Genomic DNA, 15,970 nt, shown 5'->3' on the forward strand with positions numbered 1-15,970 from the left:
CACGGGAGGGTTGGGAATGCGGCGGCCGGGAAAAAGTCAGCCTGTGCATCGGATTGACCCACCCAACCAAAATCCATTTTGCTGACTTTGGGGAAAATGGTCCGAGTCGAGACCAAAGGGGAAGTTCGCGTTGCGATGCCTGCCAGGGAAGCAGGGGATTGTGATGCGCAGATAAAGGGAACCGGGGGATGATGCGTCAGTTAATGGCTTCGGCCGCGGCTGTGGCGCTGTTCGCAGCCAGCGGAACGGCCGTCGTTTTTGCTCAGGATGCGGACGGGACGGGGGCAGCGCAGCCAGCGCCTCAGCAAGGTCAGCAGCTTCCTGAAGTCGAAGTTATTCAGGGACAGCCCAAGCCGAAGCCGACGCAAGTAAAGAAGGCCACCAAGCCGAAGGCCAAACCCTCCACCGCGGCGGCGGTGACGGCTCCATCAGCAGCGCCGGATACTACGGGATTTGCGACCGAGAGTTCGCAGGAGTTTGCTGCCTCGCCTGAATCGAACACGGTGAAGATGTCGCCGGTCGGCGGCACGATCCCGGTCGATAAGGTGCCGGGCAGCGTCTATCAGATGAATTCGGAAGCGCTCAAACGTGGCGAGCAGGTCATTCTGCAGGACGCCCTTACGAGCCAGATCCCGGGCCTGATCGTCAATGACCTTCAGGGCAACCAATTCCAGACCAACATCCAGTTCCGTGGGTTTGAAGCATCGCCCGTCAACGGTGTTGCGCAGGGGCTTGCGGTCTATCAGAACGGCGTCCGCATCAACGAATCCTTTGGCGATATCGTCAACTGGGACTTCCTGCCGTCGAACGCGATCAACAACGTTGCCGTTGTCGTCGGCAATCCGGTGTTCGGACTTAATGCGCTGGGCGGCGCCGTCGTTGTCGATATGAAGGACGGCTTCAATTACCAGGGTTGGGACGTCGATACGATGTTCGGCTCGTTCGGACGCAAGCAAGTCTCGACGGAGGCCGGATATCGCAGCGGCAACTGGGCGGCTTACGGCGCCTTCGAGGCCATCGACGATGATGGGTTCCGCGATTTTTCCGATGCGCAAATCCGCCGTGGATACTTCGATGTCGGCGTCAAAGGCGATAACGCCGAGTTTCATTTCAACTTCACCGGCGCAGACAACAATGTCGGCGTGACGGCGGCGGCGCCTGAACAGCTTCTCGACATTAGCCGCAGCCTGACGTTTACATCGCCGCAGACGACCGAAAACACGATGCAGATGTACTCGGTCAACGGCAAGGTGCGGGCAACCGATACGTTGACGCTGTCCGGCGTCACCTATTACCGGCATTTCAATCAGAAGCATCTCGACGGTAACCTCTTTGACGATCCCGAAGAGTGCGAAGGCGCCGGCCAAGAGGGAACGCTGTGCTCCGGAGATGATCAGGTTCTCAATGCAGCCAACGGCAGCCCGATCCCGTTTACGGACAATGTTTACGGCTCGATCGACCAGACGTCGCAGAATGCCGATACGGCTGGCCTGACGCTGCAGGCCCAAGAGAACGCCAAGCTTTTCGGACACACGAACCAGTTCATTGTCGGCGTCAGCTATGATCATGGCCGCGTCGCCTATACGGCGAAAAGCGAACTTGGGTTCATGGAGCCGAAGTTCGTCGTCGACGGTCAAGGTATCATCATGACCGGTACGGATGATTTCAATCCGCGCTCACTCACGACGACGAACGATTATTTCGGCGCCTACTTCACGAACACCTTCGACATCACTGATCAGTTGGCTTTGACTGTCGGAGGTCGTTACAACTTTGCACGAATCGAGATCGAGAATACCGGCAGTCCGGAAAACGACGAGCTCAATGGCGTCAACAAGTACAACCGCTTCAATCCGTCGGCAGGTCTGACCTACAAATTCTCGCCGGGCCTCAACTGGTATGGCGGATACTCGGAAGCCAACCGCGCGCCGACGGCTGCGGAGCTGGCCTGCGCTGATCCTGAAAATCCGTGCTTGATCGAAAGCTTCCTGACAGCCGATCCGCCGTTGAAGCAGGTCGTTTCTCATACCTGGGAAACGGGCTTCCGCGGCACGATCAAGAACTGGCAGAACCGCTCGCAGTGGGATTGGGGTATCGGCCTGTTCCGTACGCTAAACACCGACGACATCTTCGATGCGGCTTCAACCGATACCGGCCACGGCTATTTCCAAAACGTTGGTAAGACGCTGCGTCAGGGCGTCGAGGCAAATATCGCGTACCGCACACAACGTGTCTTTGCTTACGCGAACTACACCTATACGGACGCAACGTTTGATACGAATGCGATTTTTCCATCACCCAATAATCCGCTGCCGGGTAATGTTTCGTGCGGCGATGCAGGTGGCGGTGGTGATGACGATGAAAACGGACCTGGCAACTGCTTCCTGGTTCACAAGGGCGACAGGCTCCCCGGTATTCCTGCGCATACCTTCAAAGCCGGTGTCGATTACTGGATGACGCAGAAGTGGAAGGTCGGTGCGGATTTGGTGGCTGCCAGCGATCAGATCTTCTTCGGTGACGAAGCGAACCTTAATCGTCCGCTGGCAGGCTATGCGAAAGTCAATCTGCACACGTCCTACGACGTCACGGATCACGTGCAGATCTATGGCCTGTTCGAGAACCTCTTTGACAAAGACTATAATATCTACGGAACGTATTTCAGTGTGGACGATGCCAACGATCTGACGCCGGCAACCGGTGTCGCGTTCAATGAGAACAATCCGCGGACCGTCGTTCCGGCCATTCCCTTCGCGGCTTATGGCGGTGTGAAAGTGAAGTTCTAGACTACTCTACCTCTAAGACCTATCCCGAAACTCGATGCGGCGGACCCCAAAGTCCGCCGCTTCTTTGTTTGCAGCCCTGGACAGCGACGAAGCACTCAGAATTTACCGTCTGCCATGTGAAACACCGTCAGGCAGATGACGGCGGTGAGAACGAACAGCAGGGTGATGGCGATCTTATCCATATGAGCACTCCTAATAGGTTATATCGAAGCATCTTCTTTATATGATCGTCCCGCCGGGGAGAAGTTCGGTGGCCGCAGGTGCCGTGAGTGCGGCTGTTACAGCGTTGGCGATTGAAGGCGCGCGCTTATCGCGGTCGCTGCGGCCTAGTCCAAATAGCCGATAATCGCTTTGCGCCCATTGTACCAATTTGCAGAGCGGCGTTCATCAGAGCGCCATGTGCCGGCCGATAAGGTCCAGGACGCCGTGGGATGTCTGCGAAGGAACAAAAAGTGACGGAAATATATCATTGCTCCCCCATGTCACTGGTGCGGTCCGTTCCTACATCTCCCTGCGTTGCACAATACCTAGCCGATGTCGGCTAATTACAGCGGAGGCGATCCCATGAACCGGGAAGAACAGCAACTAATTGAAGATTTGTTTTCCCGCCTGCGCAGCTATGGAGGCTCGGGCGGCAAGGATCCGGAAGCCGAGGGCTTGATCAACGATCTCATTCGCAGGTCGCCGGATGCCCCTTATTACCTAGCCCAGACGGTCATTATTCAGCAGCAGGCGCTCGAGCGGGCGGAAGCCCGTATGCGCGACCTCGAGGAAGCAGCGGCGCGTCAGCCGCAATCTGCGTCGGGGCGCGGCAGTTTCCTTTCTGGTGGATCGGTTCCGTCGGCCGGTGGCCGCTTTGGTAGCCTTGGCGGTTCTGCGCCAGAGCCGCAGCGCGGACCGGAGCCGATGCCGCCTCCGCAGCAGTCGCGTAGCCCTTGGGGCTCTGCGGCCCAATCCGGAGGGGGCGGCGGTTTCCTGTCGTCAGCTCTATCGACGGCAGCAGGCGTCGCCGGTGGCGTTTTCCTGGCGGATGGCATCCGCAGCCTCTTCGGTGGCAGCAACGCCTACGCCTCGGGCGGTGGGACAAACGCCAACGATCAAGCGACTATCGATAGTTTACAGGATCAGCTGCAAGACGCTCGCGACGATGACAAGCAAAATCAGAAAGACCTTGCTGCGGATGACGCCGAGCTCGATCAGATGCAAGACGCGCAGGATGACGACGACGATACGTGGACCGATGACGACAGCATGGATGTCTGACGTTCCGTACGCCAACTGACGTTTCCGCTCATCGTGCGATGGCAAGTACGATGAGCGGCAATAAAAGTGCGGCAGCGATCCCGCCGATGAACACGGCGCGCTGCCAGGGTTGTTTCAAGATGATTTCGCCCTGCGATGCCTTTTCCGCGGGGTAGGCTGGGGCGTCCGGCTTTTTCGTGGTTTGTGCCATTATCGTCAGTCCGGGTTTCGCGTCGTTATCAGAATAATCCGCAGACGCGCCTTTCGTTGCTTCGCAAATTGAGGACGTTGGATTTCTGCCGCCTGCAGACGGCTAAGCTTCGCTTCGTCCGCACGCTTACAAAAACGTCACACACGCTTTGCGGGAAACATCGGAACCGCCTTGCTGCAGGACCGTTGGCCAAGCAGTTGTCGAGCTGCGTGTTGAAAAGCGCGGCGCGTGGCCGGCGGCAGTGGCCTGAAACAGCAGGCAACCTGAAACACGAAAGCAAAAGGTAGTTGTGATGGCTCAAGAGGACAGAACATCAAAACGCGGCTTTGCTTCGATGGATGAAGCCAAGCAGCGCGAGATCGCCCGAAAAGGCGGCGCAAGCGTTCCCGATCATGAGCGCAGCTTTTCGAAGAATCACGATCTTGCCGTGTCCGCCGGCCGCAAAGGCGGCCATGAAAGCGGCGGCAATTTCAAGCACGATCCGAAGCGCGCCGCTGAAGCCGGTCGAAAAGGCGGCCAGCACTGATGGTGTGAGCGTATTATTAGAGACTATTGCGGGAGGCCGGAGCGATGCTCCGGCCTTGTCGCGTTTCATCGTCAGGCGCTGCTCGAAGCGGTCAACCATTTCGGATTGAACCAGCGGTCGGCTGGGCCATCGTACGGGAGACGAGTAACGTCCCAGTGGCTCACATATTTGGCGTAGATGTCCCAGACAGGCGGGCCACCCCCGATGAAGACGACGCGGCCGGCGTACTGCTTCAGTGTCTCTTCGGGGTCCATGTGGGAACGCAGGACAACGAGCGTGCGATCGGTACGTGCGAATTCGGGGACAGCGCCGATGGTTTTCGGCCCGGCCATTAAAACATGGCCGCGGGTGATATCGAAAAAGCGCGCGACATCGGCGACGTATTCCGGATCCGTATTACCCTCCCAGGGGAGTTGGCCATGAAGGCCGAGTTGGCCCGATTGGCCAATCGCGCAGATGACCCGCACGATCGTTTGCTGCATTTTGCACTTCCTTCAATCTGTCGTTCAGCACGCGTCGATCCCACGCGATGGGCGTGGGCGTCTATTCGCACAACTGCCTTCTCTGTGTGAAATTCGCCGATAGATGTAAAGGCCGGGCCGCGTCGTCAGCGCAGCAGATAGCGGATGACCCAATCGGACGTGCGGTTGAAGGGGGGGCGTAACAGACCACCGAGGTTCCAGCGGCTTTGCTCGAAGACGCCCTTCGCGTGGCTGAGCGATTTAAACCCTTCGATACCGTGATAGGCGCCCATACCGGACATGCCGACGCCGCCGAACGGCAGCGCGTTCTGAACGTAATGCATCAAGGTATCGTTGACGGTGACGTTGCCTGAGGTCGTGCGTGTGAGAACCTTCAGGCGATCCTCGCTGCTGTTGCCGAAATAATAAAGCGCCAGCGGCCGGGGCCTGTGGTTGATGTAGGCGATGGCTTCATCGAGCGTGCGATACGTCACGATGGGCAGAATCGGTCCGAAGATTTCTTCGCGCATGATCGCCATGTCGTCGGTGACGTTCAGGACGATCGCGGAAGGGAGCTTTCGCGTCAGGACAGCGGTTTGAGGTCCAGTCTGGATAACGCGAGCGCCCTTGTTCTCGGCGTCTTCGAGGAGACGGCGGAGACGGGTGTAATGTCTCGCGCTCGCAATGGCAGAGTAGTTCTTGTCGGCGGCGCCGTCGGGATAAAATGCTGCTGCCGTTGCGTCGTAACTGGCGACGAATGATGCAGCGTCTTTCTCGTGGACAAGTACGTAGTCGGGAGCGATGCAGGTCTGACCGGCATTCGCAAGTTTGCCATAGGCGACGCTGCTGGCCGCGGTCTCGATATCGGCGTCTGGCCCGATGAGCGTCGGTGATTTGCCACCGAGTTCCAACGTTACCGGAACGAGGTTTTCGGCGGCTTCACGCATGACCATGCGGCCGACCTGCGCGCTGCCGGTGAAGACGAGGTGATCGAAGGGGAGGCGCGAGAAGGCGGCGCCAAGCTCCGGGCCACCGGTGACGACGGCCACTTGGTCTTCCGGGAAGATATCACGCAATGTTGATTTCAAGAGTTCGCTCGTCGCGACCGTTAGCTCCGAGGGCTTTAGGATCGCGCGGTTGCCAGCCGCAATTGCGGACAGCAGTGGCATGATGGCGAGCGAGAGCGGATAGTTCCACGGCGACACGATTCCGACGACGCCTAGCGGCTGGTAATGGACGCGGGCGCGACCGGGAATGAAGTGGAGCGAGATGCGCCGTTTCTCTGGCCGCATCCATTTTGCGACGTTGCGGCGAAGGAAGTTGATGGCCTGGATGATGGGAATGACTTCCATGATCCGGGTTTCGTATGCGGACCGGTAGCCGAAATCCTTGCTGATGGCGGCTTCGAATTGAGCGCGGCGCGCGAGCAATGCGCGTTTGAGCTTGCGAAGGTCGGCTCGGCGCTGTGCAGCAGACGGCGGCCCGTCGCGCATGAACGCGGCTCGCTGCTTCGCCAGCAGCGGGCTTAGCAGGAAGTCATCTTTGACCGGGAATTGAGCAGTCATTAATCGGTCTCCAATGTAGACGGTGAGAACATATAGCGATTCAGGACGCTACGTTTCTCCGTCGACACGAGTATGTGGGCTTTCGCCTTCGGCATCGTCCGCCTGCCATCATGCCCAACGACCATACGATCGTGGCGATCTCAAGCGCGCATGATCGAAACGCCGATCGGCACGCTTGTGGACGGGATAGCCGGCAATTTATCCTGCGCGAAGTGGCGCAGCACCCGGGTCAGCCCCCGAACTTCGTAAATAAGCTCCTCGCCAGCAATGCGGAAGCTTCACTCTGAGATTGTTGCGTATTTTATCTGCAACTTTTTGGCGAGCAAGGCTCGGCAGTAGAAAAGAGCGTTGAGGGTACGCGGCCGGTCAAGGCCCCCGGTCTATTCGAGGAATAGCGGCTCAGGGTGCGCAGCGATCAAGCGGCGATGTCGAGCGTGCCGAGAACCCACTTCTCGTACTCATCGCTCAGATCCTGCAGCCACTGCTTGGGCACAGTGTCGATCTTCTTACTGCCGTTGTTCGCGCGGACAGGAAGCGTGACGAGGATCTGCTTGTAGCCATTCTCCATCGGGGGCGAGGAGATCGTGCCGCCGATGTGGCCAATCGAAAGTGCGGCGCGGAGATAGTCGCTGGCGCGCTTCGGCGCGGTGTGCAGTGGTGCCGTAAAGAGCACGCAATCCTGAATCGCACGCTGAGGTTCGCAGTTGCGCAATTCGAACTGGAGTTCCACGCTGGCGTCTTCGCTGTTGTGCGTATCGCTCTTGATGTTGACCTGAACCGTGCTGCCGGACGACGGCCAGAGGCTCATCGGCTCCATCAGCTGAATCATGATCTTTTGCATCGTCGTCGGGTCGGCAGCGACGATCATCTCGGGCTTATCGGCATTGACATAGATCTGCTGCGCGCCAATCTCACGATTGATTGCTTCCGCGCACGACGTCACGATCGAGACGATGTCGGCGTCGTGACCCGGACCGATATCGGCATGCAGCGTTTCGCGTGACAGTTCTTCAGAAAGATCGATGGCGCGCTGGGTTTCTTCGACAGGAATGCGCCAGTGGTCGCGAATACGAAGCTGCGACCAGAGTTTCTGTGCGGACGGGCGCCACGACGTCTCGGCGATCGCATCCTTCAAGTAGTGGTACATCGTCAGGGGGGCGTTGTTATACGGCAGTAGCCCCGAGAGCATCGCAAGATCGTTCATGCGATCGCGCAGCAACGTACGATGCAACGCGCTGAGCTTGTCGCGCAGAAGCATATCGTATTCGTTCTTCAGCAGATAGAACGTGATCGCCTGCTCGATTTCGGCTTCGAGAACGCGCAGGTCCCAGGGTTTCGAGATGTAGCGGAGGATCTCGCCCTTGTTGACCGCATCAATGGCGCTGTCGAGATCGGCGTACGCCGTCGTCAGCATGCGAATGATATCGGGCCGTTCATTGCGGATGCGGTTCAGCAGGCTGACGCCGCTGCGGCCGGGCATACGCTGATCGGAAATGACCAGTCCGATGTTGTGATTGCCGGACAGGATCAAGGTTTCGGCTTCGTCGGCGCTTGTCGCAGTCAGTACATCGTACTTCGCGCCAAACGCCTTCTTGAAGTATTTGACCGCCTGCGGTTCATCATCGACGATGAGAATCTCGACGGGCTGGTCAATACGAAACGACTCCATGGGAGACCTGGTCTTCTCTTTCCGACGCGATCGGCAAGTTGAAACGGAACTCGGTCCACTCTCCAAGACTACTCTTAACACTCAGTGAACCGCCGTGGTTGGCGATGATCCGGTGGCTGACCGCCAAGCCTAAGCCCATGCCTTCGCCGACGTCCTTGGTGGAGAAGAACGGATCGAAGATCTGGCTCTGGATTTTCGGGTCTATGCCGGTGCCGTTGTCGCGGACGGAAACGATGATTTCGTTGCCTTCGACGGCTGTCGTGATCGAGATTTCAGGCTTTCGCTGCTCTTCGACGGTGCGGACGGCCGCCACGGCATTGACGATGAGGTTGACCAGCACCTGCGCGATTGTGGATTGCGATCCAAAGACCTCGCCTTGCGCGGCGATATCTTTCTTTATGGTTATTCCTTTCTGAACGTGTGCGGTGAAGCGGAGCGCGTGGTCAATGGCGGATTCGATATGGAACGGCCGCGGATGCTCGGGGCGGTGGGGCGCCGTGAAGCCGCGAAGGTCGGTCACGACGCGATGAATGCGATCGTAGCCGGCGTGAATGTCCTTCAGCGTGTCGGCGGTATCTGGATCGGATTGAATCGTCGGGTCGCGGGCGGCGAGCTGCAGTGCGGTACCCATGAAGTTCAGCGGATTGCCGATTTCATGCAGCAAACCGGCGGCCATCGTGCCGAGCGCGCTTAGGCGTGCGTTCTGAACGAGGGCAGCCTCGGTTTCACGCAACTGCTGCAAGCTCTGCTTCAACTCGGCGTTGGTTCGGTGCAGGTCGCTTTCGAGCTGGGAAGCACGGATGAGGTTCGCGATGCGTGAGCGGACTTCCAGTCCGCTGAACGGTTTGATCAGGAAGTCGTCGGCGCCGTGCTTCAGCGCGATGATCTTGGCGTCCTCGTCGACGCGGGCCGTCAAGACGATGATCTTGATGGCACGCGTTTCCGCGCGCTCTTTCAGAGACCGGCAAACCTCCAAGCCGCTGACGCCGGGCAGCATGACGTCAAGCAGGATGAGGTCGGGTTTTTCCTGCTTGGCTTTTTCCAGCGCGCTGATGCCATCGGGGGCTTCGATGACGCGATAACTTTCGCGCAGCATCGATACGAGGTAGCGGCGCATGTCGGGCTCGTCGTCAACGACGAGAAGGAGGGGAAGTTCGGATCGTCCGTCGGGCTGGTTGGCGGCGTTTGACGCCGTCGGATCCGACGTCAAGCTGGGGTTCTCGGAAACCATTATTGCTCGCGCGGAAGCTTTGCGGTCGAAGGCCCGCAATGGATCGTCAGCGAGGCGATCAGGCTTCTCTTCGGAGTTGGTCATGTCAAATTGCGTATCCTCTAGGGCGTGAGGAAAACGTAAAACAAATGTCGTGCCGTGGCCCGTATCGCTTGTGGCGGTGACGTCGCCACCGTGGCGGGTCATCAGCTCGCGTACCAATGCCAAGCCGAGCCCGAGACCCTGATGGCGCCGCGTCGCGGAGCCATCGACCTGATAGAAACGATCGAAAATATGCGGAAGCTGCTCGGCCGGGATGCCGATGCCGGTATCTGAGACTTTGACCGTCACGAAGTTTTCTTCGCGGACTGCTGAAATATCGATCCGGCCTTCGGGCGGCGTAAACTTGATGGCGTTGGCGATGACGTTGCTGACGATCTTCTCAAGCGCATCCTGATCGGCGTTGATCAGCAGGTCGCCTGGCGGTTCCTGCAGATCGAGATGAACGCCTTTTAGCGCCGCGAGATGCTTCATCGAGGCAGCGGTGTGCTTCAGGAAGTGGCCCATGTCGATCGGCCTCTTCGCGAGCGTAGCCCGACCTTCCTCCAAGCGAATGAGGCTCAGAATGTCGTTGACGAGGCGCAGCAGTCGCAGCGCGTTGTTCTCGATCACGTCCAGGAGCTGCTGTGACGATGGGCCGAGACGGGCGGCGTCGGACTTCAGCTTTTCGACAGGCGCGAGAATGAGCGTCAGCGGTGTCCGCAACTCGTGGCTGACGTTAGCGAAGAACTGGGATTTGAGGCGGTCGAGCGCCGACAGCTCCTGATGCTGGGACGCCAGCTTGTACTTTAAGCGGAATTCGTTGAAGCGCCGCCGGTAGTTGAAGTGAACGGCCGTGACCGAGATGATGCAGGTCAGGACGAGAAAATAGAGGTTGTTCAGAAGCGTATTGGTGGTGTCGTGGGCGCTCGGCACGCGCGAACAGGCGATGATGTAGATGCCCAGCGTAGAAATGCAGAGCAGGGCCGCTTCGAACGGCTGCATCGGCGCCAAGACGCCGACAGCGAACAGAATAAGAAACAGGCCGTTGTAATAGGTCGAGTTGGCGCCGTCTGTGATGCCGATGATGACCGCGATCGAGGCGACCGCGATCAGCAGGCCCGCCATCGTCAGATAGCGGACGTAGACAGCCGATTTTTCCCAGAAGTGCAGGGCATAGAGAATTGCGATCAGCCCGGCCGCGACGAGGCGAATAACGGTCAGCGTTCCGAGCTGATCGGCATAGGTAATGCGATCGAGCGCAATACCCGCAGGTATGAGGACGATGCCAAGGATGCAGGCGACCTTCGACTGCCTTAGCCGAAGCTCGTGCTCCTCAGCCTCGAAGGCGCGTCTCAGGTCGGTGCGGTCATCCATGCGGTCAGACGAGTGGTTTGTCGATCTCCAGGAATACGTTGATACCCGTGTCGTCTGTATAAATCTTTAGCGGACCGAGATCCGGTGCAAGTCTTTCCATGTCTGCTTCGTCGCGCAGAACCAAGTGCCATTCCATGACGTGCTCCATCAATCCTTTCACAGGGTTTGACGAATGCACATTTGTGACAATCACCCGGCCGCCGGGTTCGCACCACTGGTAGAAGAGGCGTACCAATTTGGTGCAGACGCGATCGGAAAGGTAATCAAAGAGGCCGGCGCAGTAGATGATGTCATAGGTTTTGGCAGCTTCGGGCAGCTCGATGGCCTGCCGAAGAAGCTCCTGCACGGTCTTGAGGATGTAAGTGACCTTCGGCGGATCGTCCTGACTGTCGGTGATCGCCTCGATCTGATTTTGGGCATAGGCAAGCGTCTCGGCATTGAAGTCGAGCAAGTCGAACGAGAAACGCTTGGCTTCCTTGTTGTTGGCAAAGAACAGCTGGAGTTCCTGAACGGGACCGCAGCCGACATTGAGGACACGCACTTCTTTGTTGGCGGCTACCGCGTCCTCGGCGGCCTTCGACAGCATCTTTTCGAGCATATAGATGCGGTTGCGATGGGCTTCCGGCGGGCCGCCGTTGAGCAGCCAATCGTTGATGATCTGGCCGTACGTCGTCTTGCCGCCGCGCTCCTTGCGGAACATCATGTTGACCATTTCGTAGTCGCCCGCATAGCCAAGCGGCTTCGAATAGACGCGATTGAAGAAGGGCGAAGCCATCATCAACGGCAGAAGATCGCGCTGGGCGAGCTGTTTGTGGTTTTCGACTTCGTCGGCTTCGAGCTGTCGGCAGGCCTTTTCAAGCTCAAGGAAGAGCTCGGTGATACGCGGCATCACTGGCGCCTTGATTTCCTCAAAGCGTTCGGCATCGAGCATCGCATTGCCTGCGCCGGGTTCGCCTTCGATGGCCAGGTCGACCTGGTCGAGCCAGAAGCTCAGGTCGCTCAGAAAAGACCGGAGATCGGCGACTTTCAGCTGGTAGTTCGGATCGAGCTTGTTGACTCGTTCCCATTCTTCGACAAAGCGCCCGACTTCCGATCCGAGCCCGGCGGGGTCGGAGATGATAGTGTCGATTGCCGACCATTGATTGACCAGCGTTGCTGAGACAACCACCAAGATGCTCGTTGTAACGACCCCCGTTACGACGGCGTCTCCCTGGTAGACCAGGTTCTTGCCGCGGCGCACCTTAAGGTCGCTCAATACCTCGCTCGTCTGGACGGGCGAAAATGGATTGTAAATCTCAAAAACAATGTTACGCCGCGACAGCTTTCTGAGGGTGCCCCGGAAAATAGTACCTTGGCTACTTCTAAAGGAAACCGTGCGATCAATATCTCGCTCGATGCGCAAGGGGTGTGCTCCTACAACTGAACGATGTGGACTTCGCGAACGTAAGGTTACCACAATCGTTCAGTTTTGCGCCGCGTGATTTAGAAACAGTTGAGATGATTTCTAAGCATCAATGGCTTGGAGGTACATCTTTGCTACGCCTCCTTAGGGAGGCACACCGTGAACGTTGATTTGCACAAATTTTCATCGCTGGAAGTCAGCAGCTCGCCGCCGAAGGCCCAAAGGGCGCTGCGGATCGTCCGCCACGTCTGATGATCCTCCAGAGTGCCAGGCACATCCTTGGCCGGCACGCTGAGCCGCACTTCGTTGTGTGCGGCACCGCAAAAGAGTTCGATCTCAGCCGATGGCGTCGACTGGCGGCCGTTGGCGCCGCTGTTTCGCAGCAGGTTGGCGAGGATGAATTTCATAATCTCGCGCGGCATCCGATAGGTGAAATCGCCGGAGGTAGCGAGCGAGAGGCCTTTGGCGGGCCCTCTTACATTTTGCTCGATCACTTCGTGCAGCGTATCCGCCATGGAGGAGGACTGGCCAGCCGAGGCTTGGACGAGGCCGCGGGCGAGTCTGCCGATCGAATTGGCCATGGACCTGCATTGCTCCACGTCTTGCAAAATTTGCCCCGAGCATGCTGCGATTTTGGACTGACGCAGGCGCGCCGACCAAGATTCGAGGTACGCATTCGTATTCTGCGGCGCTTCCAGCGATCCTTGTCCAGCGAGATGGGCCAAGTGCTGGGCCTCGCTGTGAAGGGATTTCAAAGGTGCGTCCAAACCACCGGCAAGAATGGACAGCAGTGCGAGATTAGCTTCGCTGGCATCGCCGGTTGAGATCGGGCCGACGACGGGTTCTGCAAGCTTGGATGCCGAACGTTCGACGCTCAGCGCGTCCTGCATTGCCGCGCAAAGCTCATCGAGGTTCCAGGGTTTCGGCACGAAGCGGTAGATCGCTGCATCGTTGATGGCGTGCTGCAGATTGTCGATGTTGGCGTAAGCGCTCGTCAGTACGCGGATGGTTGACGGCCAGGACTTGCGGACATCGCTGAGAAAAGAAACGCCGCTGTCGCGCGGCATGCGTTCGTCGCTGACGACGACGGAAATCTCGTCGCCCTCGGACTCGAGAATTTCCATAGCCGCATCGGGACTGCTGGCCGTTCGGACGTTCGCATATTTGCCGACCGACGCCTTGAAGTATTTCAGCGATAAGGGTTCGTCGTCGACAAAGAGAATTGTGGGGTTCTGCTTGTCGCTCGTCTCTGAGCGGTTTGACATGGTTCAAGAGGCCTTGCTTGAGGCGAAGTGTGAAAATGACTTCTGATTTGCGTGCATGCCTTGGATATATATACGTGCCTAGATAATTCAATCTGGCTACTGATATTCAAAATCAATATCGGATTGAATGAAAATTTGAGATGTTGGCAGTCAATCTTAATAGTTTCTGACTGCTATTTTCATAGCGATACAAAATGGAGTTCGGCGTATGGCGGAGGCATACTTCGCTAAGGCGGGCGGAGCCGATGAGCAAGGAACTCGTTAACGTCTGCCTATGCAGCCTGACAGTATCTTTATCTTTTGGAAATTCGGAAATCGCTGTCGTTTCTGCGAGCGCCGACGTGGGCGCTCGCTATCGGAATAGGATCGGGCAGCCGGTCCTCAGACGCTGAGCAGCAGATGTTCTCGCTCCCAAGGGCTGATGACGCGCATGAATTCTTCGAATTCACTGCGCTTCAGGGCCAGATACACGTGGCAGAAACGTTTTCCGAGAATGTCGTGAAGGGCCGTGCTTTCCTCGAAATCGGTCAGCGCTTCGAGCAGGCCGCGTGGTAACTGATGATCGTTGCGGTAAGCGTTACCGACCACGGCTTGGCGTGGTTCAAGCGCATTCTTCATTCCGAGGTAGCCGCACGCGAGGCTCGCGGCGAGTGCCAGATAGGGGTTTGAATCGGCGCCCGCGAGGCGGTTCTCGACGCGCCGGGCCGAGGTGTTGGCGACCGGCACGCGCAGGCCTGCAGAGCGGTTGTCGAAACCCCATTCGACGTTGATTGGCGCAGCTCCATTCGGCACGAGGCGGCGATAGGAATTCACGTACGGGGCAAGCAGGCACATGGCTGCCGGAAGGTACGTTTGCTGACCGGCGAGAAAGTTGAAGAATAGCTTGCTCGGTTCGCCGCTCTCCAGCGTGAAGATGTTTTTTCCGGTCTTGGCGTCGACGATGCTTTGATGCACGTGCATGGCGCTGCCGGGCTCATTGGCGAGTGGCTTTGCCATGAAGGTCGCGTAACAGTTTTGCGCGAAGGCGGCTTCGCGGATTGTCCTTTTGAAAAGGAAGACCTGATCGGCGAGGTCGACAGGGTCACCGTGAAGGAGATTGATTTCGAGCTGCGCGGCGCCGCCTTCCTGGATGATGGTGTCGATCTTGAGGTACTGGCGCTCGGCGAATTCGTAAATGTCATCGACGATCTTGTCATATTCGTCGACAGCGCCAAGGCTGTAGGCTTGGCGGCCTGCGCCAGGACGACCGGAACGGCCCGTCGGCGGCTCCAAGGGATAATCGGGATCGGGGTTGGTTTTCGTCAGATAGAATTCGAGTTCCGGCGCAACGACTGGCACCCAGCCTTCCTTGGCGTAGAGATCGACGACGCGCTTCAAGACGTTGCGCGGTGCTATTTCAACCGGACCGCCGCTCTGCCATTGGGCGTCGTGAATGACCTGCGCGGTTGGGCTCGAAGCCCACGGAGCTGGGCGGATGGTTGACAGATCGGGAACCATCATCAGGTCGCTCTCGGCGTAAAGCTCCTGACCGTCTTCTTCGAAACCGACGTAGTCGCCGGTGATAGTCTGATGAAAAATCGATATCGGAAGATGGACCGCATCGAGTTTCACGAATTTCTCAGCGGGCATCGTCTTGCCGCGCGCGACACCTGCAATATCGGGCACTGCACAATCTATTTCTTCGATGCGATGTTCGCGCAGCCAATCCCGAAGTCCTTCAGGAGTGGAGCCGACGCCGAAATCACTTTCCTCGTGGATGGGACGTACTGGTGGGGCGTTCATGGAGCACCTGGGTATTGTTCAACTATATTCGGCTGACGCGTTGTGTTCGGTCTAACGAACGTCATCGCCAAGCGTCGAGGTCATGTGACAGCCATGGCTTTGATAAGGAGGGCTTGCCCTCTAAGTTCAGACATCGGTCAGACGCATTGAGCCGTCGCTCGGTAGGCTAGAAGAGACTTAACCTTTTACATGGGGGGACCTCAATAGCCGCCACGATGACATATCTTATCGCCAAATATCGTTGCCGTCGCCCAATAGGGCGGCGCCCTGACTTGAGATCGGGCAATCGTCCATTGGACGAACGTTTTTCGTTGCGCGTCGCAGTGCAAACAAGAAATCTCCGACAAGCCCCGTTGTGCTTCGCAATTTAAATGCGCAGTATGGTCGGTGTTTAGCAAAACGCTGTGCGAGCGGCGTTGGGTGTGGTCCGGCCGTTTA

General features: G+C 57.9%; 11 protein-coding genes. 3 read left to right on the plus strand and 8 right to left on the minus strand.

Annotated elements, in window-relative coordinates:
• The first annotated feature begins 188 nt into the window (after nt 1-188).
• Together HYP802_RS0110320 and HYP802_RS0110330 are read left to right on the plus strand one after the other, a co-directional pair.
• Nucleotides 189-2,783: a TonB-dependent receptor gene (locus HYP802_RS0110320; RefSeq protein ID WP_024275680.1), complete on the plus strand. Its 2,595-nt coding sequence runs from the start codon at nt 189-191 to the stop codon at nt 2,781-2,783.
• Nucleotides 2,784-3,347: 564 nt separating this feature from the next.
• Complete coding sequence (locus HYP802_RS0110330) at nt 3,348-4,046, plus strand: DUF2076 domain-containing protein (protein ID WP_024275681.1); 699 nt, start codon at nt 3,348-3,350, stop codon at nt 4,044-4,046.
• A gap of 28 nt (nt 4,047-4,074) precedes the next feature.
• On the opposite strand, the gene HYP802_RS23835 is transcribed toward HYP802_RS0110330, so the two are convergent.
• The gene (locus tag HYP802_RS23835) at nt 4,075-4,236 is read right to left on the minus strand and encodes a hypothetical protein (protein WP_013947198.1); all 162 of its coding nucleotides are present in this window, start codon (nt 4,234-4,236) and stop codon (nt 4,075-4,077) included.
• Between the two features lie 292 nt (nt 4,237-4,528).
• Between HYP802_RS23835 and HYP802_RS23225 the strand changes: the two genes are divergently transcribed.
• Nucleotides 4,529-4,762, plus strand: a complete 234-nt coding sequence (locus HYP802_RS23225; protein WP_013947199.1) for a general stress protein — start codon at nt 4,529-4,531, stop codon at nt 4,760-4,762.
• Nucleotides 4,763-4,833: 71 nt separating this feature from the next.
• On the opposite strand, the gene HYP802_RS0110345 is transcribed toward HYP802_RS23225, so the two are convergent.
• From HYP802_RS0110345 to HYP802_RS0110380, 7 genes are all read right to left on the minus strand, one after another.
• On the minus strand, nt 4,834-5,244 hold the full coding sequence (locus tag HYP802_RS0110345; protein ID WP_024275683.1) for a dihydrofolate reductase: 411 nt from the start codon (nt 5,242-5,244) through the stop codon (nt 4,834-4,836).
• 125 nt (nt 5,245-5,369) lie between these two features.
• On the minus strand, nt 5,370-6,788 hold the full coding sequence (locus HYP802_RS0110350; RefSeq protein ID WP_024275684.1) for a coniferyl aldehyde dehydrogenase: 1,419 nt from the start codon (nt 6,786-6,788) through the stop codon (nt 5,370-5,372).
• Between the two features lie 415 nt (nt 6,789-7,203).
• Nucleotides 7,204-8,457, minus strand: a complete 1,254-nt coding sequence (locus tag HYP802_RS0110360; protein ID WP_013947202.1) for a response regulator — start codon at nt 8,455-8,457, stop codon at nt 7,204-7,206.
• On the minus strand, nt 8,438-11,083 hold the full coding sequence (locus tag HYP802_RS0110365; RefSeq protein WP_013947203.1) for an ATP-binding protein: 2,646 nt from the start codon (nt 11,081-11,083) through the stop codon (nt 8,438-8,440). Before HYP802_RS0110365 ends, HYP802_RS0110360 begins: the two co-directional genes overlap by 20 nt.
• Before the next feature lie 4 nt (nt 11,084-11,087).
• Nucleotides 11,088-12,338: a class I SAM-dependent methyltransferase gene (locus tag HYP802_RS0110370; protein WP_244420991.1), complete on the minus strand. Its 1,251-nt coding sequence runs from the start codon at nt 12,336-12,338 to the stop codon at nt 11,088-11,090.
• A 281-nt stretch (nt 12,339-12,619) separates the two neighbouring features.
• Entirely contained in the window at nt 12,620-13,750 is a 1,131-nt protein-coding gene (locus HYP802_RS0110375) for a response regulator (protein ID WP_013947205.1), read from the minus strand.
• A 381-nt stretch (nt 13,751-14,131) separates the two neighbouring features.
• On the minus strand, nt 14,132-15,532 hold the full coding sequence (locus HYP802_RS0110380; RefSeq protein WP_024275685.1) for a glutamine synthetase family protein: 1,401 nt from the start codon (nt 15,530-15,532) through the stop codon (nt 14,132-14,134).
• Nucleotides 15,533-15,970: the final 438 nt, after the last annotated feature.

The organism is Hyphomicrobium sp. 802, from assembly GCF_000526135.1.
GTDB lineage: Bacteria > Pseudomonadota > Alphaproteobacteria > Rhizobiales > Hyphomicrobiaceae > Hyphomicrobium_B.